The sequence below is a fragment of the Anaerostipes faecalis genome (assembly GCF_018982945.1).
GTDB lineage: Bacteria > Bacillota > Clostridia > Lachnospirales > Lachnospiraceae > Anaerostipes > Anaerostipes faecalis.
The window spans coordinates 172,821-195,246 of sequence record NZ_JABRXE010000003.1 but is presented as its reverse complement, the minus strand read 5'-3'; the positions used below and the strand labels follow the sequence as shown (position 1 = coordinate 195,246).

The window sequence follows — 22,426 nt, the reverse complement described above, 5'->3', positions numbered from 1 at the left end:
TGAAAGGAAAATAAAAATGAAGACAATGAAATTAGGAAAAACAGGAATGGATATTTCTAGAATCGGTCTTGGAACCTGGTCTATTGGTGGTGGTTCTGCATGGGGTGGAGATCATGACCTGCAGACAGTAGTAGATACAATCAGAGAAGCTCCAAAAGCTGGAGTTAATCTGATCGATACAGCTCCAGGATACAACTTCGGTAATTCAGAAAAAATCCTTGGAAAAGCTTTAGAAGGAATGAACCGTGAGGACGTTAAAATCATCACTAAATGTGGTGTTACATGGGATCAGGAAATGAAAGGTGACATGTTTAACGTAGTTAACGGAATTCAGTTATACAAAAACTTAAACAGCGAATCTGTTAAAAAAGAAATCGAAGCATCATTAGAACGTTTAGGAACAGATTATGTTGACGTCTATATGACACACTGGCAATCCATCGAAGGATCAGAATATTATGTTCCAATTCAGAAAACAATGGATGTTTTAAATGATTTAAAAGCACAGGGAAAAATCAAAGCAATCGGTGCTGCTAACGTAGATATCAACCATATCGAAGAATACATCAAATATGGTGACCTTGATATCATCCAGTGTAAATATTCTATCTTAGACCGTGGAATCGAAGATGAAATCATTCCATGTGCTCGTGAAAATGGAATCACAATCCAGTGCTATTCTCCACTTGAAATGGGATTATTATCTGGAACATTCCCAAGAGATTACAAACCAGTTGGAGCACAGATTCCTAAGAAATGGTTCCAGCCGGAAAATATGCAGAATGCAATGGATATGATGGAATCATGGAAACCTCTTTGTGAAAAATATGATTGTACAATTGCTAATCTTTCCTTAGCATGGATCCTTGCACAGGGAGAATTCTTGAATTTATTAAGTGGTTCAACTACAGTTGATGAAATCAGAGAAAATGTTAAATCAGCAGAATTAGAATTAGATCCTGAAGATGTAGCTTTTATGCGTGAATCAGCAGAAGCCATTGATAAATAAGATAACTCCACTTACTCTTTGGATTTGTCAGAAAAATGTGGAAATCAAAGCAAGATTGTTTTGATTTCCACAAAAAAATCTGATAAAATAAAAGTGATCATGGGGGTGATTTATTATGGCAGCAAAAGACAGATTGAATATGATTCGACAGCAGTTAAAGGCCGATAAGAAAGTAACTGTGTCAAACTTAAGCCGTACCTATCAGGTCACGGAAGAAACAATCCGAAGAGATTTGGAAAAATTAGAAGCAGAAGGTTTTTTAACGCGTACATTTGGAGGGGCAGTATATAATCAAACAGTCCAGAAAGAAAATGTACACTTTTATAAACGTGCAGCGATGAACATCGAAGAGAAAAAGAAAATCGCATCGGCATCATTTGATTTTCTGAAAGATAAGAATACTTTGGCAACTGATTCCAGTACAACGGTAATGGAGGCAGTAAAACTGCTAAAGGATAAAGATCTAACGATATTAAGCGCTTCTACGGAGATTTTCAGGGAACTGGGAGATACGAACATCAGAATTATTTCCACTGGGGGAATGTTTAATAAGAAGACACTTTCTCTTCAGGGCCAGGTGGCAAAGGACACGGTCCAAAGGTATCATGTGAATATTGCATTAATCAGCTGTAAGGGTCTTGACCTTGAAAAAGGGGTTACAGATACCAATGAAAGCGAGGCAGAAGTTAAGAAATGTATGATCAGGCAGGCGGAAGAAGTGGCATTGCTGGTAGATCATACAAAGTTTGGAAGGACTGCTTTTGCCCATTTACTGGATTTCGAAGACATAGATTATCTGGTGACAGATGAACGACCGGATGACGAATGGATTCAGCTTTGCAGAGAAAAGAATATTCAGCTGATTTATTAATTGAAAACCATTTCACTGCATGACTTTTGCTTCCAAATAGACAGTAAGGTGCGCTATCCCTGCCTGACTGTCTGGAACGGAGGTGCAAAATGGGAAAGAAAAAACAAAGTATGTCAATTATGACGAAAATCATGATTGCCATGGCAGGGGGAATCCTGGTGGGAGTTCTCTGTCTATGGTTAAGAGAATCAACAGCTGCAAGTGGAAATGATGGATTATGGAACTGGCTGAATCGTATCTTTTTCCAGGACATAACTCAGGAAAAAGGATTTTATTCTTTGGGAATATTTTACATAATACAGCAGCTGTTCATGAGAGGTTTGCAGCTGGCAATTGTACCGCTGGTTTTATCTTCTCTTAGTATTGCATTATGCAGTATGGCAGATCCACAGAGACTGGGGAAAATTGCAGGAAAGACAATAGGAACCTTTGTTGGATTTTATTGTGTAGGAGCATTTCTTGCAGGCTGCTTTGCTTACTTTATTAAATCCATGGGATGGTTTTCTGTAAACCTTCCGGTTGCAGACACAGGAAATGTTGCAACACTGGAAGCATACAACCCATTAACAACAATTGTAAATGCGGTTCCATCCAATGTAGTAGAAGTATTAGGAACCAATACAAGTATTCTTGCGGTTGTAGTAGTTGCGGTTATTCTTGGATTATCCATGAATGTTCTTGGTGAAAAAGCAGCACCGATGAAAAAATTAATGGAATGTCTTAGCAGCATTGTTCAGGTATATATGGATTTCCTGATCAATAAAATCAGTCCGATCGCCATTTTCTGTATGCTTGCAAGAACTTTTGCAACATATGGGGTTGAATATATCAAACCAACATTAGCATTTATGATTGCAACTATTGTCATGAGTCTGGTGCTGGTGGCAACACTTTATCCAGCTGGAATCTTTATTTTAACTGGATTAAATCCTATGAAATTCGCAAAGAAAATTTTTAAGGTTGGAATGTTTGCGGCAGCAACACAATCTTCTGCAGCAACACTTCCATTAAATCGAAAGACATGCATCGAAGAGCTTGGATGCAGTGATGAGATTAGTAGTTTTGTATTACCAACAGGAATGACCATTAATATGAACGGTACTACAGCAATGCATATGATGGCAATTACATTTATTGCCACGGCTGCAGGAATGGATATTACACCTGCACAGCTGATAACGGCAGCATTTTTATCTATTTGTGTTGCAATGGGAACACCTGCCATCCCGGTTGCAGGAACGACTTTGATTTTTGTTATCATGTCTGGACTGGGATTAAATTCCGAGTTATGTATGGTAGGTTATGCATTGGTACTGGCAATCAGTTATCTGCCGGGAATGGCGGTTATTACACTGAATGTTGTTGGTGATGCAGCAACAAATGTTATCGTTAATTATAAAGAAAAAGAATTAGATATAGATATCTATAATAGTTAGGTACTCCAATTAGTTACTCCATAAATTCTGAAAAAGGACATTTTCTCAATTGGAAGCAAATGCTTCTGATAAGGGAAATGTCCTTTTCTGCAGTTGCGATAAAATTTGCTGATAGAACAAATCTGTAGTATGATGCAAGGAGATATCTGAAAAGTTATGGATTTTGAAGAAGACATTTTCTGTGGAAAATGTCTTCTTCCTCTTTATAGGAAAAAAGGTAAAAAATAGAACTGTTATTGGAAGAAAAGTATATTTGATATTTTAATTGATCATATGCGGGCGGCGATTCACAGAATTCAATCAGGGGAAATACTGGTTAATCCCATTGGAAAAGAAATACAGGATACATATCCTCAAATATATAATGAGGTAAAAGAACGTATTAAATTGATTGAAGAAGTGATTCATTGTAAATTTTTTGAAGATGAAATATCTTTTATTGTTACTTATTTTGCAGCAGTATGGGAAAAAAGCAGAGCAGAAACTATTAAAAAAGTATTATTCCTACTGCGATTGTATGTACTGCAGGAAGAGGAACTGCCCAGCTAATGCTTGCAAAGCTAAAGATTTTAGATCATATAATAAATGTCACGGAGATTATGTCAGTTCATAATATTCAAAAAATTAAAAAATCTGGAGTTCAAATGGTGATTTCCACGATTCCGCTGGATAATATCGAAATTCCATATGTTCTTGTGTCAAGTCCTATGGTTAATCAGGAGGATATTAACAAAATTCAGAATATGGCAGTGGAAATACAGAAGAAAAAGAGAATTTTTTGCCAAAATCCAGTAGAAAGTTTTATGGGGTACGAAAAGCATCAGAAAAAAGAAAGTGCCAGAAAATCTCTAACACAGTTTTTCTCACCTGCATCCATTTGTTTTGATAAGAAATACGATTCCTGGGAAAATGCAGCAAAAGCAGCAGGGATATTGCTGAGTCTGGAAGGTTCTATAAAAGAAAGTCAGATTAACGAAGTGATAGAATATTTAAAGAGTAATGGAAAAAATGCAATTCTTTGTCAGGGAGTGATTATTGCATTTTTAGAAAGAGAAGTGAAACGAGAATCTGCCAGTCTTATTCGTTTAAAAGAGCCGGTTTTATATACTGGTGAACATCCTGTATTCTATTTTGCAGTTTTTGGAATTCAGGATGGACAAAGCATAAATCACATTATATATAATCTGGTAAGTTTGTTTGGAAATAAGGAGTTACGAACAGAAATAGATAAAGTCAAAACGCCGGAAGAGATGTTTGCGGTAATGAGGGAAATGGAAAAAAAATATTGTGAGATTGTGTAAAGACCATTTTTTTACTTTTTTAAGGAAAAGAGCTGTTCTTTAAGTACCGACAAGATTTCGATACAATTAATTCATAAAAGAAGCAGATGTTGTTGTACAGAAAGAAGGTCAGTTTATGAGTATTATTACGATTATAGGAGCGGGACAAATGGGATCAGCATTGACATTTCCGTTAATAGAAAATGGACATGAAGTGCGTCTTGTAGGAACACATATTGATAAGGATATTATAGATCATTTGAGAAAAGACAATTACCATATTACATTAAAAGCTACACTTTACAATTCTGTAAAATATTATCAGATTCAGGAACTTAATGATGCACTGATAGGAACAGATGCGGTAATTGGAGGTGTGAGCAGTTTTGGAGTTGACTGGTTTGGAAATGAGATTCTTCCTCTGATTCCTGAAAATGTACCGGTGATTACAGTTACAAAAGGACTGATTAATGATGAAGGAACTTTAGTTCCATATCCACATTATTGGGAAAAAATGATTCCCGGAGGTAAAAAACTTTGTTTGAATGCCATTGGAGGACCATGTATTGCGTTAAAGGTTGCAATGCATGATCAGACGCATGTAGCATTTTGCGGGCGTGATATGAAAGTATTAAAAATGTTTAAAAAATTAATGGAAACAGATTATTATCACATTAGTTTATCTACAGACATTACCGGGGTTGAGTGTGCGGTTGCTTTGAAAAACGGGTATGCAATGGCAACAGCAACAGCTATTGGAATGGAAGAACTCAGAGAAGATGGGATGAATTTATACAATGCTCAGGCGTTGTTGTTTGGACAGAGTATGAAAGAAATGTCTAGACTTTTAGCAGTAGTAGGAGGAAAACAAAAAAATCTTATTCACGGAGTGGGAGATTTGTATGTGACGGTTCACAATGGAAGAAGTCGCAGAATCGGAATTTTGCTTGGAAAAGGAATACCTTACGAAGAAGCCAGAGAAATGTTAGCAGGAGAAACACTGGAAGCTGTTGTTATTGCTCAGAGAACTGCACAGGCAGTTCGCGATATGGCTAAGCGGGGAATAGTAAAAGAAAGTGATTATCCGTTATTACTGCATATAGATGATGTGATTACAAAAGGTGAAAAAATAAATATTCCATGGGATGCATTTGCGGAAGAAGATTAGGAGGATGGTAATATGAAAATATCTTTAGGATGTGATGAAGCTGCATATGAATTAAAGGAAATCATAAAAAAGCATCTTATAAAGGCAGGACATGACGTTGTGGATAATGGAGTTTATGAGGGAGAGATTGAATTATATCCAGATGTGGCAGTTAGAACCTGCAAAAAAATAACAGAAGGAGATTGCAAAAGAGGAGTGCTTGTATGCGGAACCGGGATTGGAATGGCAATGACAGCAAATAAAGTTCCAGGTATCCGTGTAGCAGTATGCCATGATCCGTTTTCAACAGAACGGTCTATTCTAAGTAATAATGGAAATGTTATGTGTATGGGAGCCAGGATAATCGCCCCTCAATTGGCTTTATATCTGCTGGATATCTGGATGGGACTAACATTTAAAGATGGTCCTTCTACAGAAAAAGTAGAAAGAATCAAGTATTATGAAAAGATATTATAAAAATAGAACTGTTCATGGACATCTTTTTTTCATTTGTTATAATAAAAAAAACAAGATTAATATAGAAATGAGAAAAAAATGAAAAAATTAACCGTTGGAATTCTGGCGCATGTAGATGCAGGAAAAACAACTTTGTCAGAAGGAATTTTATATACAAGTGGAAATATTAGAAAAATGGGTCGTGTTGATAATGGAGATGCCTTTCTGGATACTTATGATCTGGAACGGGCAAGGGGGATTACGATCTTTTCTAAACAGGCAGTGGTACCATTAAAAGAGGTGGAAATTACTTTACTGGATACACCGGGACATGTGGATTTTTCTGCAGAAATGGAACGAACATTACAGGTTCTGGATTATGCTATTCTGGTAATCAGTGGTGCAGATGGTGTACAGGGACATACCAGGACTTTATGGAGTCTTTTAAAAAAATACAAAATACCGGTGTTTTTATTTGTCAATAAGATGGATCAGCAGGGAACAGATAAAGAAGCATTGCTCTATGAACTGAAAAATCGTCTGGATGATGGATGTATAGATTTTACGAATACAGAAAACGAAGATTTTATGGAAAATGCAGCCATGACAGATGAAGAAGTACTGGAAAGATTTCTTGAAAATGGTATTGTCGAGACAGAAGAGATCAAGAGCCTGATTGCCGACAGGAAGATATTTCCGTGTTATTTTGGATCTGCATTAAAACTGCAGGGAGTGGAAGAATTTCTTCAGGGGATTGAATGTTATGTACAGATGCCAGAGTATCCACAGGAGTTTGGGGCAAAAGTATTTAAAATATCAAGAGATGAACAGGGAAATCGCCTCACTCATTTAAAAGTTACCGGTGGAACATTAAAGGTGAAATCTTTAATTGCCAATGGAGATACAGAGGAAAAAATTAATCAGATTCGAATATATTCCGGTGAAAAATTTGAAATGGCAGCAGAGGCTTGTGCAGGAACAATCTGTGCCGTGACAGGATTGTCCAGGACAAAGCCGGGAGAAGGTCTGGGACTGGAGAATACCGGATATGAACCAGTGCTGGAACCGGTGCTTACATATCAGATGATACTGCCGCCGGAAGCCAGTCCGGCTACAATGCTTCCAAAACTTCGTCAGCTGGAAGAGGAAGAACCAGAGCTCCATATTGTCTGGAAAGAGGATTTACAGGAAATACAGGTACAGATGATGGGAGAAGTACAGATTGAGATTCTGAGAAGTCTGATTTCGGATCGGTTTGGTGTGGAAGTTGAGTTTGGCACAGGGAATATTGTTTATAGGGAAACCATTGCCAATACTGTGGAAGGTGTGGGACACTTTGAACCACTGCGTCATTATGCAGAAGTACATTTACTGATGGAGCCGGGAGAGAGAGGCAGCGGAGTTGTGATTGATACACAGTGCAGCGAGGATGATCTGGATCGCAACTGGCAGAGACTGATTATTACCCATTTAATGGAGAAAGAATATCAGGGTGTTTTAACAGGAGCGGCTATTACAGATATAAAAATCACACTGGCGGCAGGACGTGCTCATCAAAAACATACCGAAGGTGGAGATTTCCGTCAGGCAACGTACCGGGCCGTTCGTCAGGGATTAATGCAGGCTGAATCAGTACTGCTTGAACCATATTATGAATTTCGGCTGGAAATTCCTCAGGCAATGGTAGGAAGAGCAATGACTGATATTGAAAAAATGCATGGAGCTTTTGAAACACCGGAAACGGAAGGTGAAATGTCTGTTTTAACAGGAACAGCACCGGTGGCATGTATGCAGGATTATCAAAAAGAAGTCATTGCCTATACAAAAGGAACGGGAAGGTTGTTTTGTGATCTAAAAGGTTATGAATTATGTCATAATGCAGATGAGGTTATTGCTGCTACAGGATATGACCCGGATGGAGATACAGACAATCCATCAGGTTCTGTATTTTGTTCTCATGGAGCAGGTTATTATGTACCATGGAATCAGGTGAAGGATCATATGCATTTGGAAAGTGTACTGATGGATTCAAGTCGGGAAACAGATGAAAAAGAAGATACACTGGCACAACGTAGAGCATATATTGAAGAAGAAACCATTGATACAGAGGAAATAGACAGGATTCTTGAACAGACTTATTATGCAAATCAGCATAATAAAAGCAAATGGAAAAAGAAGAAAATCCAGAGAAAAGCAGAAGATTACAGATCATCTGCAGTTAAGTCATCTGTAACGAGAGATATGTCTAAAAAATATCTGCTGGTGGATGGATATAATATTATTTATGCCTGGAAGGATTTAAAGGAACTGGCAGATGAAAATATTGATGCTGCCCGTGGAAAGCTAATGGATTTGCTTTGTAATTATCAGGGAATAAAAAGAATGGAACTGATAGTTGTCTTTGATGCATACAGAGTAAAGGGACATGATACTGAGGTTTTAGATTATCATAATATCCATATAGTATATACGAAAGAAGCTGAGACTGCAGATCAGTATATTGAAAAGTTTGCTCATGAGCATGGACGTAAATATGATGTGACAGTGGCAACTTCTGATGGGCTGGAGCAGATTATTATCCGGGGACAGGGGTGCCGTTTGTTATCTGCCAGAGAATTTAAAAAAGATATAGAAGAAGCCAGCCGGCAGCTGCGGGAAGAATACATGGAGAATCAGGTGACATCAAAAAATTATCTGATGGATGTCATCTCCAAAGAAGAACTAGATAAATTGTCTGATAACAATAATTAAGAAACGGCAACGATAAAACTGAAAAGAACACAAAAGGATGTATGAAATTATGATATTTTATATATCCTTTTTTAGTTCATTAGGAAAGACCTTGTTAGTCTTGAATAAGAATATAATAAGGACTTGACTTTTTATAACAAAAAGAATATATTATTATTCATATCTGATTTATATGAAAAGATGAGGTGATAGTTTGGACTGGAATTTTATAATGCAGTATAGTGGTCTATATAAAGAAGCAGCCTTTCTTACCATGAAAATTGCCTGCATTGGAATCATAGGTTCTTTAGCCGTAGGCCTTTTTTGCGGAATTATTCGTTACTATAAGGTTCCGGTTATAGCAAAGGTTGTAGGGATTTATATTGAATTATCAAGAAATACGCCACTTCTGATTCAGTTGTTTTTTCTGTATTTTGGACTTCCTAAAATGGGAATTATATTAGATTCAGAAACCTGTGCTGCTGCCGGGCTGATTTTTTTAGGTGGAAGTTATATGGCAGAAGCATTTCGAAGCGGTATGGAGGCTGTGGATAAAATACAGACAGAAAGCGGATTGAGTCTGGGACTTACTAAAAAGCAGGTATTCTTTTATATTTTATTGCCGCAGGCTGCTGCAGTGGCAGTTCCGGGAATCGGTGCAAATGTTATTTTTTTAATCAAGGAAACTTCAGTGTTTAGTATTGTTGCACTGGCAGATTTGATGCATGTGGCAAAAGACTTAATAGGATTATATTATAAAACCGATGAAGCATTATTGATGCTTGTGGTATCCTATTTGATTCTTTTATTACCAATTTCCATAATTTTTACTTATCTGGAAAGGAGACTTCGTTTTGCAGGATCTGGGGATTAGTGTTCTATTTCAAGGAGACAATTTTATAAGACTTATGGGTGGTTTATGGGTAACCATCAGGATTTCGCTGATTTCCGTTTTCTTTTCCATAATATTGGGGATTGTCCTGGGAGTCATTATGATGCTTAAAAATCCTGTTATCAAGGGAATTACGAAAGTATATCTGGAATTTATCAGGATTATGCCACAGCTGGTTTTACTGTTTCTGGTTTACTTTGGCACAGCAAAGCATCTGGGATGGGATTTAGGCGGCGAACTGGCCTCTGTGATTGTTTTTGTACTTTGGGGAACAGCCGAAATGGGAGATCTGGTTCGAGGAGCTCTTGAATCCATTCCCGTACATCAAAGTGAAAGCGGGAAAGCATTGGGACTTACCAATACACAGATTTATTTATATATTCTAATTCCACAGGCAGCGAAAAGATTGATTCCACAGGCTATGAATCTGGTTACCAGAATGATAAAGACCACATCTTTGGTTGTACTGATTGGAGTTGTAGAAGTTGTTAAAATCGGTCAGCAGATGATAGAGGCAGCCAGACTGACCAAGCCGGATGCAGCATTATGGATATATGGGGTGATTTTCTTTTTGTATTTTATTATCTGTTATCCTGTATCCCTTTTGGCGGCACGTTTAGAAGAAAAATGGAAAGATTAGGAGGAGTAGAATGGAAAATCCAGTACTTGAAATAAAAAATCTGAGAAAATCTTTTGGAAACCAGGAGGTTTTGAAGGATGTATCATTTTCTGTTAAAAGAGGGGAAGTGGTTGTGGTTCTGGGCCCTTCAGGATGTGGTAAAAGTACTCTGCTTCGATGTATCAATGCTCTGGAAGAAATCCAGGGCGGGGAGATTTATCTGGATGGAGAAAAAATTTCCGGAAATGTTAAGAATCTTCATAAGATTCGTCAGAAAATCGGCATGGTTTTTCAAAGTTACGATTTATTTCCTCATATGAATGTATTAAAAAATATTATTCTGGCACCGGAAAAAGCTCAGCACCGGACCAGGGAAGAAACTGTAAAGGAAGCAGAAAAACTGCTGAAAAGAGTAGGTCTTTACAATAAGAAAGATGATTATCCAAGACAGCTTTCAGGAGGACAAAAGCAGAGGGTGGCCATTGTAAGGGCATTATGTATGCATCCTGAGGTTATCTTGTTTGATGAGGTGACGGCATCTCTGGATCCGGAGATGGTTCGAGAAGTGCTGGATGTAATGCTGGAACTGGGAAAAGAAGGGAGGACGATGGTAATAGTTACCCATGAAATGCAGTTTGCCAAAGCAGTGGCAGACAGGATTATTTTTATGGATCAGGGGAAAATAATAGAAGAAAACAGCCCGAAAGAGTTTTTTAAAAAGCCTAAGACAGAACGGGCAAGACAGTTTTTAAATGTGTTTGAATTTTAGTCATAAAGAAAGAGGATGAGAAAGATGAAAAAAATATTGGTATTATTAACCGCTTTTGTTTTAACAGCAGCATTGTTAACAGCATGTGGGAAGAAAGACGAACAGCAGAATTCAGCAGTTAAAACAGAAAGCAAGACAAAAGCAAGATCTTTGGAGGAAATCAAAGACAGTGGACAGATTGTGATAGGTGTATTTAGTGATAAAAAACCTTTTGGATATGTAGATGAAAAAGGAAAATATCAGGGATATGATGTGTATTTTGGAAATCGTATTGGAAAAGATCTTGGTGTTAAGGTAAAATATGTGCCGGTAGAAGCTGCCAGTCGTGTGGAATATCTGACAACGGGAAAGGTTGACATTATTCTTGCAAACTTTACGGTAACCGATGAGCGTGCTGAGCAGGTAGATTTTGCCCTGCCGTATATGAAGGTTGCATTAGGTATTGTTTCACCTGAAAAGAAACTGATTACCAAAGAAAGTCAGTTAAAGGGGAAAACACTGATTGTCAGCAAGGGAACAACAGCAGAGACATATTTCACAAAACATGGAAAAGGTGTTAAACTATTAAAATTTGATCAGTATAGCGAAGCATTTAATGCTCTTTTAGACGGAAGAGGAGATGCCTTATCTACAGATAATACAGAGGTTCTTGCATGGGCAATTGAAAATAAAGGATTTAAAGTGGGAGTTGATTCCATTGGAAATATTGATACTATTGCACCAGCTGTCCAGAAAGGCAATAAGGAACTGTTAAACTGGATCAATGAAGAAATCAAAGATCTTGGAAAAGAAAACTTTTTCCATAAGGATTATGAAAAGACATTAAAACCAGTTTATGGAGATGCAGCAGATCCTGAAAATCTGGTTGTAGAAGGCGGAGAAGTGAAATAGCAGAAGACACCGTTAAGGTATGTTATAATATGAGCAGAGATTTATACAGTCTCTGCTTATTTTTTATTTCATTAGGAAAAATCTTGTTACGCTAAAGCGTAACAAGTCCCTCATGATTGAGGGATACAGGGAGCTGATAGCGGACTTGTCCGCTTTGTTGCGAAAGGGAGGAAGAAAAGTGAAACAGAAAAAGATCGTAATGTTTGGGGATTCTTTGACGGATTATTTCCCTATGGATAAGTTAAACGATATCGATGCCGAGATTATCAACAGCGGACAGGCTGGAGATACTATTGCGGAAATGGGGGCCAGAGTTCAGTATGATGTGATTGCACATAAACCGGATATTGTACTGATGCAGGGTGGTGCTAATGATTTTCTGCTATCTTTATATCTCGGATATGATATTGTTGCAAAACGTCTGGTGAATCTGGCACTTCGTATCAGAAAAGAACTTCCTCAGGTAAGATTGATAGTGGAATCTATGTACCCTGCATATACGAAAAGAATTGGCTTGATGCCTTCCTGGGCAGATGGAAAATCCAATGAGGAAATTCAGCGGATCAATGGAGAAATTCAGAGGCTGTGTGATGAAAATAAAATAGAATATATAGATGTGTTTTGCCATCTGATAGGTGCAGATGGACAGCTTCCAAGAGAATATACTATAGATGGTATTCATCTGCAGGATAATGCATATGAGGTTGTTAGAAAATGCATATGTAAAATGTTATAAAAACGTGTGGTATCAGTTCCATATGTATGGTAAAATTATGCATGTTGCGCGCTGTTTTGGGAAATGTAGATAGCAGTTGCAATAAATTACAAAAGAGGAGATAGTATGCTGGTACCAAAATTATTTACGACACTAAAAGATTACTCAAAAGAACAATTTGCAAAGGATGTAATTGCAGGAATTATTGTGGCTATTATTGCACTGCCATTATCAATTGCGCTTGCACTTGCTTCTGGGGTAAGACCAGAACAGGGAATATACACGGCAATTATTGCAGGATTTCTCATTTCCTTTCTGGGTGGAAGCCGGGTGCAGATTGCTGGTCCTACAGCGGCTTTTGCAGCTATTGTTGGAAATATTGTAGCTAGAAATGGAATGGATGGATTGATTCTTGCAACTATTATGGCAGGTCTGATTCTGATCCTTATGGGAATCTTTAAAATGGGAGTACTGATTAAATTTATTCCATATACCATAACTACAGGATTTACAGCAGGTATAGCCGTGACCATTGCCATTGGACAGGTGAAAGATTTATTTGGCCTCTCATTTAAGAATGCGCCAATTGAAACAGTGGAGAAGCTAAGAGAAGCTGTTATGTGTGCATCTACATGGAATCCTCAGGCTTTGGCCGTAGGAATAACAGGAATTCTGATTCTTGTTATATGGCCAAAGATTAATGGAAAGATTCCGGGATCTTTATTGGCGGTTCTGGCTGGAATCGCTATGGTGAAAGGTTTTAATCTTAATGTGAATACAATAGGAAGTCTGTATAAGATCAGTAACAGTCTTCCGGTATTTCGTGTTCCACATTTTACATTTTCCATGGTGCAGACTTTGCTGCCGGATGCCATGACCATTGCCATTCTTGCAGCCATTGAATCGCTGCTTTCTTGTGTAGTGGCAGACGGTATGATTGGAGGGAAACATCGTTCCAATATGGAGCTGATTGCTCAGGGAGTTGGAAATATGGCATCAGGTCTGTTTGGTGGAATTCCTGCAACCGGTGCTATTGCAAGAACAGCAGCCAACATAAAAAATGGAGGGAGAACTCCGGTGGCAGGAATGGTACATGCACTTGTGCTGGTTCTTGTGCTGGTTATTTTAATGCCTTATGCAGCACTGATACCAATGCCTACCATTGCAGCAATTTTAATCATGGTAGCTTATAATATGAGTGGATGGAGAGAGTTTGTAAATGTAGTAAAAACTTCTCCAAAAAGTGATACTATTATATTAATTGCCACGTTTGTATTGACCGTTATATTTGATCTGGTTGTCGCAATAGAGGTTGGAATGATGCTGGCTTGCCTTCTGTTTATAAAGAGAATGTCAGAGGTAACAGAGATTTCCAGCTGGAAATATGTAGACGATGAAGAGGAAGCAGACGATCCGGAAAGTATTCAACTTCGAAAAGTACCGAAAGATACTTTGGTATATGAGATCAACGGTCCAATGTTTTTTGGGGCAGCTGATAAATTTCTGGAAGTAATTACAAGGAGCATGAATGGACCGAAAAGAGGTCAGATTCGCAAAATAATTATTCGAATGAGAAGTATTCCTGCATTGGATACCACATCTATGAATCATTTATCTAATGTTCTGATGGAATGTAAAAAGCGGAATATAACATTGATTTTATCTCATGTACAGAAGCAGCCTTATCAGGTTATGAAAAAGAAAGGATTATTGGAACTGATCGGCAGGGAAAATCTTTGTGAAAACATTGATAAAGCTCTTGAGAGAGCTGAAAGTTTATAAAGAGAAGAAGTACGAAGCAAAACTGTTTCGTACTTCTTTTTTTCTATAGATACCGGTAGCGATTTAAACAGCAAAATACCTCCTGTTTTCGAGGCATGGCAAGATTCGATTTTACATATTGGCAATCTAAAACAGCAGAGAGTCCTTTGAATGATATGATCTTAAATAACTGATCAACAACTTCCCTGATTGTCTTTTTACCATCCATAAGATGAAGCTCACAAAACATAAGAGAGTATCCAAGAGCTGCTGTCTGCTCAGAATCAATCAGCTGTTCCACATAACGGAGATCCACAGTTTCTCTATTGATGGAGAAAGCATCTTTTCCCAGAGTTTTCATTTTAATCCGGCGACTTCCCTTAAATTCTTTGCTGCAGGAGAAACTACGGCAGAAAGAAGGAATGTCTATAGAGACTTCAGAAATCATAACTGAAGGGAAAGCCTGGGCTTCTTTTTTTGCAAAGGCAGTGATATCTTTTGGAATATACTGGTCCATTTGCAGAATATGATCTGCAATATGAAAATAGGAACCAGAGCTTCCTGCAACAATAATGGAAGAAATTCCAAGTTTTTCATAAAGTATTCCTACTCTTTCAATAAAAGGTGTAATAGGTTCATTTTCACGATGAACGACTCTTTGCATAAGTTCATCACGTATCATAAAGTTTGTTGCACTGGTATCTTCATCAATTAAAAACAGGGAAGTCCCTGCCTCTATTGCTTCGATTACATTAGCTGCCTGGGATGTACTTCCGCTGGCATCTTCAGTACAGAAAGAGGAAGTATCCTTTTTGTTTGGCAGATGGTTAATAAACATGGAAATATCAGTCTTTTTAATGCTTCGGCCATCTTCTGCACGGATTTTCATGGCAGAATCATCAGTGATAACGTATTCACGACCATCTCCTGCAATATGATTATATACCCCTAGTTCCAAAGCTTTGAGCAGGGTAGATTTTCCGTGATACCCGCCGCCGACGATCAGAGTGATACCTTTTGGGATACCCATTCCTGTTATCGGTCCTTTATGAGGAAGGTTCAAGGTAATCTCATATGTATCAGGGGATACAAAAGGTACTGCATCCATTAAAGGTTTTTGAGAAACCCCGCTTTGTCTTGGAAGGATGGAACCGTTTGCTACAAATGCAGTCAAACCAAGCATAGGAAGCTGTTCTCGGATATAGTGCTGATCTTCGGAGAGGTAAATGGTCTGTTCCAAAGTTTTCTGATTGATATTCTTATAAAAAAGTGATGATTGAATACAGTCTGGTAAAAATGTAAATAAAATTTTCTCCAGCTCTCTGGAATTAATGGAACGCCCATTGGCAGGAAATCCCACTTCAAAATGTACTGTAACATCTCCGTTAGCGGGATTTATAATACAGGCAGTTCGTTCTAAAACTTCCTGTCCGCAATGACTGATAGAAATCAGACCGCTTTTTCCAGAACCTTTTGCCTTAAAATTAAATTTTTCCAGAGTTTTTCCAAATAAACGGGTCAGATGATCCTGTAAAGTAATTCGTTTAAATGAAGTATTGAAGTAACTTTTAGGGAATCCGGCAGTTTTTCCCGAAACCCGGATACTTAATTTAGAAGGAGAGGCAAAGGGATCTCCTTGTACATGGTTAATACTTAATATATAAGATTGAAAATCGTATTCTCCCTGTGTGCTTTTGTAGGCAGGGTATCCTTTGTGATCTATATTTTTTAAAAGCGATTTTAAATTTGAAGAAGATTTCATAATTCAAAGGGTCCTTTCATTTGTTTTATTATAAGTATCGGATGTTTTAAAACTTATGTCAATGTTCAAATTAGTTATTGATATATGTTAAAAATAGAGATAAATTAATATGAGACATATGTCAGAAAAGACATGTAAGAAAAATTGTTGTAAAAGGAGATAAACGATATGAATATTGCAGTTACATATGAAAATGGACAGGTATTCCAGCATTTTGGACATACAGAACAGTTTAAAGTATATAAGGTAGAAGATAATAAAGTAGTTTCTTCTAAAGTCATTGATACCAATGGAAGCGGACATGGTGCATTGGCAGGTTTCTTAGATGAAGAAGAAGTTTCTGTATTGATTTGTGGAGGAATCGGAATGGGTGCTATTCAGGCACTGGCACAGTGTGGAATTCAATTGGTTGCAGGAGCATTTGGAGATGCAGATGCTCAGGTAGAAGCATTTTTACAGGGAAATCTTGTAAATGATCCAAATGCGAAATGTAATCATCACCATGAAGAAGGACATGATTGTGGAAATCATGACCATCAGTGTGGACATCACTGCCATTAAGGTCATAAGCATTGATTTTAATCCAATTGCTGATCAGTAAAAAACTGTTCCAGCGGAGATGTTTGGTTCTAGATATCAGGAGATAGTATTTAATGAAAGATTTGACAAAAGGCAAGATTTCGAGTTTGCTGTTTAGTTTTGCATTGCCGATATTTTTAGGGAATCTCCTACAGCTTACATATAGTCTCGCAGATACGAGAATTGTTGGAAGTTTTCTTGGAGAAAAGGCTCTGGCAGCGGTCGGTGCAACAACAACCATTAGTAATCTGATCGTTGGGTTCCTGTTAGGGTTGACAAACGGATTTGCGATCACCACAGCACAGAAATTTGGAGCCGGAGATACAAAGAGAGTAAGAAAGTCATTTGCAATCGCAATTATATTAGGTGCTGTTATTTCCATTGTTCTTATTCTTGTGGGAACGATATTTATCAATCCGATCTTAAGATTTTTGAATGTTCCTTCAGCATTATTTATAACAGCCAAACAGTACATTCTAATCATTATTGTCGGATTATGGGTGACAATGTTTTATGATATTTTGATGGGGATTATGCGAGCAATCGGAGATACAATAACCCCACTATTGATCCTTGCGATTTCTGTTGGATTGAATATTGGAGGAGATATTTTATTTGTCGCAATATGGAAAACAGGAACATGGGGTGCAGCAGCGGCGACAGTTCTGGCGCAGTTTATTGCGTTGATTATTTGTAGTTTTTATATGGTTCATAAATATGAACTGCTACGTTTAAATAAAAACGACTTCAAAGGGTTAGAGTCAGGAATGATCAAGGGAATGCTTGGTTCCGGGATGTCTATGGGATTTATGAGTTCCCTTGTAAATATTGGATCTCTGACATTACAGACAGCGATCAACAAGCTTGGACAAGAGATTATCGTAGCACATACAGCAGCACGAAAGATCACAGAAATGTATATGATCATGTTTAGTGTCTTTGGACAGACAATGGCAACATTTTGTGGACAGAATATGGGTGCAGGAAAGATTGACAGAATTAAAAAAGGAATGAAACTGGCAATTATTTATACATGTGTATGGTCAACATTGGCGATGATCGCAAGCTATACGATTGGATCACAATTAGTCTATATGGTAACGGGAAGTCGCAAAGAAGCAGTTATTGTGAATGCAACAAATTATTTGAAATTTGATACGATTTTTTATTATGTGCCGGCAGTGATCAGTGTTGTAAGAAATGTTATGCAGGGAATTGGTGACCGGATCACACCATTGATTTCAAGTGGATTTGAAATGGTTGGGAAAGTTGTGATTGCAGCGACACTTGTTCCATGGCTTGATTATACAGGAGTTATCATAGCAGAACCAATCGTCTGGTTTATTATGGTTATTCCATTAATTGTGCAAATTATAAGAACACCACGTTTAAAAGAAAAATTATAAGGAAAATTACATATAAGAACCCCAAAAGCGGAGAATCTCAAAAGAGATATCTCCGCTTTACTACATACAATGTAATCATCTATATATCCAGGCTTTCGAATCCTTCAAATTGCATTTTATAATATTTTGCATATAACCCATTTCGTTTCATTAGTTCATCATGATTGCCTCGTTCCTGAATAGAGTGCTGATCAATGACTAAGATTTCATCTGCATTCTTTATGGTAGAAAGACGATGTGCAATTGTTATGGTGGTGCGGTCTTTTGCCAGCTCCTCCAGACTTTTTTGAATACGGCGTTCGCTTTCATTATCCAAAGCACTGGTGGCTTCATCAAGAATAAGGATTGGCGGATTTTTTAGGAATACACGGGCAATGGAAATCCGCTGTTTCTGTCCACCGGATAATCGGGTTCCACGTTCGCCAACAAAGGTGTCATATCCGTCGGGCAATTCCATAATAAAATCATGAATATTTGCTTTTTTTGCAGCATCAATAATTTCTTCCATAGAAGCATCTGGTTTTCCATAGGCAATATTTTCTTTGACAGATCCGTTAAATAAATAAACATCCTGTTGTACAAGTCCAATGGAATTCCTTAGACTTTTTAAAGAAATATCTTTGATGTTTTGTCCTCCAATAGTAATCTGTCCACCTGTAATGTTATAAAATCGTGGAAGTAGAGAACAAATGGTGGTTTTTCCACCACCGGACGGGCCAGCTAAGGCAATGGATTTGCCTGATTTAATGGTAAAATTAATATGATTTAAGACGATTTCATTATCTTCGTAACTAAAATTTACATCCTTATATTCAATATCACCATAAGGATTTTGAATCGGTTGCGCATCTGGAGAATCTGTAATTTCCGGTTGCGTTTCTACAATATCAAGAAAACGGCGAAAACCAGAAAATCCTTTCTGCATCATTTCAGTAAGTTCTACAAGAATCTGAATAGGACTGATAAATATTCCTATATATAGTGCATACATTGCAAGATCTCCTGCAGTCATGTCACCTTTTGCTACAAAAAATCCACCGGCAATTAAGCATACCAGATACATGATACCCTGAAAGAAGGTATTTCCGCATTGAAATGTCCCCATGGCTTTGTAGTTGTCACGTTTAGAAAGAAGAAAAGCTTCATTGCCATGCTGAAACTTGGTCCGTTCAATGTCTTCATTTGCAAAGGATTGTACAACACGTATGCCGGAAAGAGAGTCTTGTAAGGTTGAGTTAATCAGGCCTATTTTCTTTCGATTATCTAGAAATGTTTTCTGCATGCGTTTGTTTTGACTGCTGCTAAATAGAATCATGATCAATACAACCAGAAGAAGAATAACAGCCAGTTTCCATTGAATGAAAAATAAGAAAATGAAAGACCCGATAATTTTTACCAATGAAATAAAAAGATTTTCAGGTCCGTGATGGGCGGCTTCAGAAATATCAAATAAATCGGAAACCATACGACTCATCATTTGACCGGTGTTGTTTTTGTCATAATAAGAAAAAGAAAGAGTTTCGTAATGTTCAAATAATTCTTTTCGCATATCGCGTTCCATTTGTGCACCCATGATATGTCCCTGACAGCTGACATAATATTTACACAGTGCCTGAAGAATATAGAAGAATAAAAGTATCATACCAATGGCAGGTAACTTTTTAAGAATCATAGATGCATCCTGCAAAAACAAGGTTTTTGTTAAAACACGAAGAATTTGAGGAAATGCTAAATCCACAATACTGATAAAGGCAGCACAAAATAAATCAAAAAAGAATACTTTTTTGTAAGGTTTATAGTATTTTAGGAAGTTTTTAAGTATTTGCATGGTTATTACTCCTATCATTAAATATTTAAGTAGTATATCCCATAGAAAAGGAAAAGTCCAGAATATAGGAAATAGTTGAAAAAAGGGTTTTTTCTATGTAGTAAAAACATTTCCGCTTATTCTGTTTTAAAAAAACAGGGAGGAAAAATATGCGAAAGCGTAGTACCGAGATTATACAAAAAATCATAAAGAACAGTGATCGGATTTTAACGATAAAAGAACTTGCTGCTGAGTATCAGATATCGCAGAAAACCTTGCGTAATGATATCAAAGAAATCAATCAGTTTTTAAATACTATTCCTATGTCTGGAATATCTATTACGGAAAAAGGTGAGCTGGCAAAGGCAAAAGATTTTAATGAGAGTATTGTTGAGAAATATCTCTATGAAATGGATACATATATGTATAAGCTGTCAACAAAAGAACGACAGATTTATATTATGATGATTTTAACCATCAGTCGCCGACATCTGACTATGCAGAAATTTGCAGAAGAATTATATGTTAGCCGAATTACTATTGTAAATGATATTGAAGGGATTAAGGATAAATTTGCAGACTATGGAGCTGAACTTATGGTTGACCCGGGAAAAGGCATGTTTCTGAAATGCAGTGAAAAAATAAAAATTGAGATATTAACCAGTCTGTACAGGGAGATAGCGATTAATATAAAAAATGATGGTTTCTTTCAGAGAATGATCATTGACCGTATGAATATTCGTTATAGTTTTTCGGATATTTTTTCATATATGCAAGAATATATGCAGGTATGTAATATGGTATTTATTGAAGATGTTTTTTATGATATCGTGTTGTATTTATTTGTAGTGTTTAATTTTTGCAAAAAAGATGGAAGATTAATTCGAAATAAAAAAAATTTGTCTGGAATTGAGCATATGATTTTATATGCAGGGTATATGTTAAATATCAATGTTACCCAGGAAATGATGGAAGACTTTCAGAACTATTTAGAAAAGCATAAATTGTATTCTTTTGTTAAAACAGTAGATGAAATTGAATTATATAAAGTTATTATGCATTTTGTTGAAGCAATAGATAAAGAGATTCATTATGGATTGCTTAATGATACAAAGCTGATGGATTCATTATTAATGCATATTATGAAAATGAAGGATTGGGGAAATTATGAAGTTCAACTTCCGGATGATTATGATGGTTTTATTAATTATGAAGATCTAGAAGAACTGGTAAATAAAAACAGCTTTATTCTGGAGCGTTTTTTATCATATAAACTAAGCGAAAATATGAAGAAATCCATTGTAATTCATATTTGTGTTGCAATTATAAGAAACAGAAGGTATGTACAAAGGCTTTCTGTGATTATTGTCTGTCCAGGAAGTATGGCTACTGGAAAATATCTGGAAGCCCAGATTAAAAATTATTTTGATTTTAATATTTTAGGAGTGTTGGCAGTAGATGAGGTACTAAAGCAGTTAGAAATGAAAAAAGTAACAGTTGATTTTATCATTTCTACTGTTTCCATAAAGACGGATCAATATCCGGTGATCAGAGTACATCCGTTTTTAAAAATGGAAGATTTAAATCTAATTCAGAAAATGACATTTCAAAAACAGAAAGTCTTATCAAGTCCAATGAAGCCAACAATAAAGCAGTTAGAAAATATGATTCAGGACGTGGTGGATGATAGGAAACTGGCTAATCTGATTTGTGAGAAGATTACTGAGACGGTGGAAGAATATCAAAAAACAAATTCAAAAAAACAGAAAAACGCATTGGAAGGAATGTTAAAAAAAGAATTTATTCAGGTATGCCACAATCAGATGACATGGAAAGAAGCAATGTATAAATCGGCGGAGCCGTTAGAAAAGAAAGGATATATTGAACCTCGATACATAGAAAAATCCATAGAACATGTAGAAGAATACGGTGATTATATTGTAGTAAGTGAAGGCGTGGGATTAGCTCATGCCAATAAAGATTTTGGGGTTCATCAGGATTGTTTAAGTCTGTTGGTTTCAAAAGATGGAATCCAGTTTACCGAAAAGGAAAATAAAGTTTATCTCCTGTTCTGTTTTGCTTCTATAGGAGACAAAGATTATCTGGAAATCTTAAAAGCTATTGTCCAGTTAGGAAAAAAGCAGGGAAATGCAAAGAAAATAAGCATGTTGCAGACAGTAGATCAAATATTTGAAAGTATAACTTGTTCATAGAATAAAATAAAAACCTCTAAACTGAGTAATTTTTTGTCTTATATCAGTTTGGAGGTTTTTATGGTTATATTGTACTCCTGATA

The 22,426-nt window shown here is 36.8% G+C and carries 19 protein-coding genes; 17 read left to right on the top strand and 2 right to left on the bottom strand.

Going from position 1 to position 22,426, the window contains the following annotated elements; all coding sequences use genetic code 11:
• Window positions 1-16: 16 nt before the first annotated feature.
• The 14 genes from ydjG (at window position 17) to KTB61_RS05050 (ending at window position 14,597) form a co-directional block, all read left to right on the top strand.
• A complete protein-coding gene (gene ydjG, locus KTB61_RS05115) occupies window positions 17-1,009 on the top strand; it encodes an NADH-dependent methylglyoxal reductase (RefSeq protein WP_075759557.1) in 993 nt (330 codons plus the stop codon).
• 115 nt (window positions 1,010-1,124) lie between these two features.
• The gene (locus KTB61_RS05110) at window positions 1,125-1,880 is read left to right on the top strand and encodes a DeoR/GlpR family DNA-binding transcription regulator (protein ID WP_075759556.1); all 756 of its coding nucleotides are present in this window, start codon (window positions 1,125-1,127) and stop codon (window positions 1,878-1,880) included.
• Window positions 1,881-1,969: 89 nt separating this feature from the next.
• Window positions 1,970-3,316, top strand: coding sequence for a dicarboxylate/amino acid:cation symporter (locus KTB61_RS05105; protein WP_075759555.1), 1,347 nt, complete (start codon window positions 1,970-1,972; stop codon window positions 3,314-3,316).
• Between the two features lie 249 nt (window positions 3,317-3,565).
• Complete coding sequence (locus KTB61_RS05100; protein WP_330656324.1) at window positions 3,566-3,865, top strand: PRD domain-containing protein; 300 nt, start codon at window positions 3,566-3,568, stop codon at window positions 3,863-3,865.
• A 50-nt stretch (window positions 3,866-3,915) separates the two neighbouring features.
• On the top strand, window positions 3,916-4,617 hold the full coding sequence (locus KTB61_RS05095; protein ID WP_216696954.1) for a PTS sugar transporter subunit IIA: 702 nt from the start codon (window positions 3,916-3,918) through the stop codon (window positions 4,615-4,617).
• Between the two features lie 115 nt (window positions 4,618-4,732).
• Window positions 4,733-5,764 carry a 2-dehydropantoate 2-reductase N-terminal domain-containing protein gene (locus KTB61_RS05090; RefSeq protein WP_216696953.1) on the top strand — a complete coding sequence of 344 codons (1,032 nt, stop codon included), beginning with the start codon at window positions 4,733-4,735 and terminating at the stop codon, window positions 5,762-5,764.
• A 12-nt stretch (window positions 5,765-5,776) separates the two neighbouring features.
• Window positions 5,777-6,220: an RpiB/LacA/LacB family sugar-phosphate isomerase gene (locus tag KTB61_RS05085; protein ID WP_216696952.1), complete on the top strand. Its 444-nt coding sequence runs from the start codon at window positions 5,777-5,779 to the stop codon at window positions 6,218-6,220.
• 78 nt (window positions 6,221-6,298) lie between these two features.
• A complete protein-coding gene (locus tag KTB61_RS05080) occupies window positions 6,299-8,950 on the top strand; it encodes a translation factor GTPase family protein (RefSeq protein ID WP_216696951.1) in 2,652 nt (883 codons plus the stop codon).
• A 193-nt stretch (window positions 8,951-9,143) separates the two neighbouring features.
• Window positions 9,144-9,803: an amino acid ABC transporter permease gene (locus tag KTB61_RS05075; RefSeq protein ID WP_075759550.1), complete on the top strand. Its 660-nt coding sequence runs from the start codon at window positions 9,144-9,146 to the stop codon at window positions 9,801-9,803.
• Window positions 9,784-10,461: an amino acid ABC transporter permease gene (locus tag KTB61_RS05070; RefSeq protein ID WP_075759549.1), complete on the top strand. Its 678-nt coding sequence runs from the start codon at window positions 9,784-9,786 to the stop codon at window positions 10,459-10,461. Before KTB61_RS05075 ends, KTB61_RS05070 begins: the two co-directional genes overlap by 20 nt.
• A gap of 10 nt (window positions 10,462-10,471) precedes the next feature.
• Window positions 10,472-11,209 (top strand): amino acid ABC transporter ATP-binding protein, encoded by a 738-nt coding sequence (locus KTB61_RS05065; RefSeq protein WP_216696950.1) that lies wholly within the window; start codon window positions 10,472-10,474, stop codon window positions 11,207-11,209.
• A 15-nt stretch (window positions 11,210-11,224) separates the two neighbouring features.
• The gene (locus KTB61_RS05060) at window positions 11,225-12,100 is read left to right on the top strand and encodes a cysteine ABC transporter substrate-binding protein (RefSeq protein ID WP_334292852.1); all 876 of its coding nucleotides are present in this window, start codon (window positions 11,225-11,227) and stop codon (window positions 12,098-12,100) included.
• Window positions 12,101-12,278: 178 nt separating this feature from the next.
• A complete protein-coding gene (locus KTB61_RS05055; protein WP_330656320.1) occupies window positions 12,279-12,836 on the top strand; it encodes an SGNH/GDSL hydrolase family protein in 558 nt (185 codons plus the stop codon).
• A 105-nt stretch (window positions 12,837-12,941) separates the two neighbouring features.
• Entirely contained in the window at window positions 12,942-14,597 is a 1,656-nt protein-coding gene (locus KTB61_RS05050) for a SulP family inorganic anion transporter (protein ID WP_216696948.1), read from the top strand.
• A 43-nt stretch (window positions 14,598-14,640) separates the two neighbouring features.
• Here the strand turns inward: KTB61_RS05050 and KTB61_RS05045 are convergent, their stop codons facing one another.
• Window positions 14,641-16,338, bottom strand: coding sequence for an ABC-ATPase domain-containing protein (locus KTB61_RS05045; protein WP_216696947.1), 1,698 nt, complete (start codon window positions 16,336-16,338; stop codon window positions 14,641-14,643).
• A 168-nt stretch (window positions 16,339-16,506) separates the two neighbouring features.
• Here KTB61_RS05045 and KTB61_RS05040 point away from each other — a divergent pair, with 168 nt between their 5' ends.
• Window positions 16,507-16,899 (top strand): NifB/NifX family molybdenum-iron cluster-binding protein, encoded by a 393-nt coding sequence (locus KTB61_RS05040; protein WP_075759544.1) that lies wholly within the window; start codon window positions 16,507-16,509, stop codon window positions 16,897-16,899.
• Window positions 16,900-16,991: 92 nt separating this feature from the next.
• Window positions 16,992-18,323: an MATE family efflux transporter gene (locus KTB61_RS05035; RefSeq protein ID WP_075759543.1), complete on the top strand. Its 1,332-nt coding sequence runs from the start codon at window positions 16,992-16,994 to the stop codon at window positions 18,321-18,323.
• 79 nt (window positions 18,324-18,402) lie between these two features.
• Here KTB61_RS05035 and KTB61_RS05030 read toward each other — a convergent pair whose 3' ends face one another.
• Window positions 18,403-20,151, bottom strand: coding sequence for an ABC transporter ATP-binding protein (locus tag KTB61_RS05030; protein WP_075759542.1), 1,749 nt, complete (start codon window positions 20,149-20,151; stop codon window positions 18,403-18,405).
• 149 nt (window positions 20,152-20,300) lie between these two features.
• Between KTB61_RS05030 and KTB61_RS05025 the strand changes: the two genes are divergently transcribed.
• Window positions 20,301-22,343, top strand: coding sequence for a BglG family transcription antiterminator (locus tag KTB61_RS05025; RefSeq protein WP_216696946.1), 2,043 nt, complete (start codon window positions 20,301-20,303; stop codon window positions 22,341-22,343).
• Window positions 22,344-22,426: the final 83 nt, after the last annotated feature.

Bases quoted from the DNA above. Each gene is read 5' to 3' on its own strand.
- ydjG (WP_075759557.1), top strand. From the start codon at position 17: ATGAAGACAATGAAATTAGGAAAAACAGGAATGGATATTTCTAGAATC.
- KTB61_RS05110 (WP_075759556.1), top strand. From the start codon at position 1,125: ATGGCAGCAAAAGACAGATTGAATATGATTCGACAGCAGTTAAAGGCC.
- KTB61_RS05105 (WP_075759555.1), top strand. From the start codon at position 1,970: ATGGGAAAGAAAAAACAAAGTATGTCAATTATGACGAAAATCATGATT.
- KTB61_RS05095 (WP_216696954.1), top strand. From the start codon at position 3,916: ATGTCAGTTCATAATATTCAAAAAATTAAAAAATCTGGAGTTCAAATG.
- KTB61_RS05090 (WP_216696953.1), top strand. From the start codon at position 4,733: ATGAGTATTATTACGATTATAGGAGCGGGACAAATGGGATCAGCATTG.
- KTB61_RS05085 (WP_216696952.1), top strand. From the start codon at position 5,777: ATGAAAATATCTTTAGGATGTGATGAAGCTGCATATGAATTAAAGGAA.
- KTB61_RS05080 (WP_216696951.1), top strand. From the start codon at position 6,299: ATGAAAAAATTAACCGTTGGAATTCTGGCGCATGTAGATGCAGGAAAA.
- KTB61_RS05065 (WP_216696950.1), top strand. From the start codon at position 10,472: ATGGAAAATCCAGTACTTGAAATAAAAAATCTGAGAAAATCTTTTGGA.
- KTB61_RS05060 (WP_334292852.1), top strand. From the start codon at position 11,225: ATGAGAAAGATGAAAAAAATATTGGTATTATTAACCGCTTTTGTTTTA.
- KTB61_RS05050 (WP_216696948.1), top strand. From the start codon at position 12,942: ATGCTGGTACCAAAATTATTTACGACACTAAAAGATTACTCAAAAGAA.
- KTB61_RS05045 (WP_216696947.1), bottom strand. From the start codon at position 16,338: ATGAAATCTTCTTCAAATTTAAAATCGCTTTTAAAAAATATAGATCAC.
- KTB61_RS05040 (WP_075759544.1), top strand. From the start codon at position 16,507: ATGAATATTGCAGTTACATATGAAAATGGACAGGTATTCCAGCATTTT.
- KTB61_RS05035 (WP_075759543.1), top strand. From the start codon at position 16,992: ATGAAAGATTTGACAAAAGGCAAGATTTCGAGTTTGCTGTTTAGTTTT.
- KTB61_RS05030 (WP_075759542.1), bottom strand. From the start codon at position 20,151: ATGCAAATACTTAAAAACTTCCTAAAATACTATAAACCTTACAAAAAA.
- KTB61_RS05025 (WP_216696946.1), top strand. From the start codon at position 20,301: ATGCGAAAGCGTAGTACCGAGATTATACAAAAAATCATAAAGAACAGT.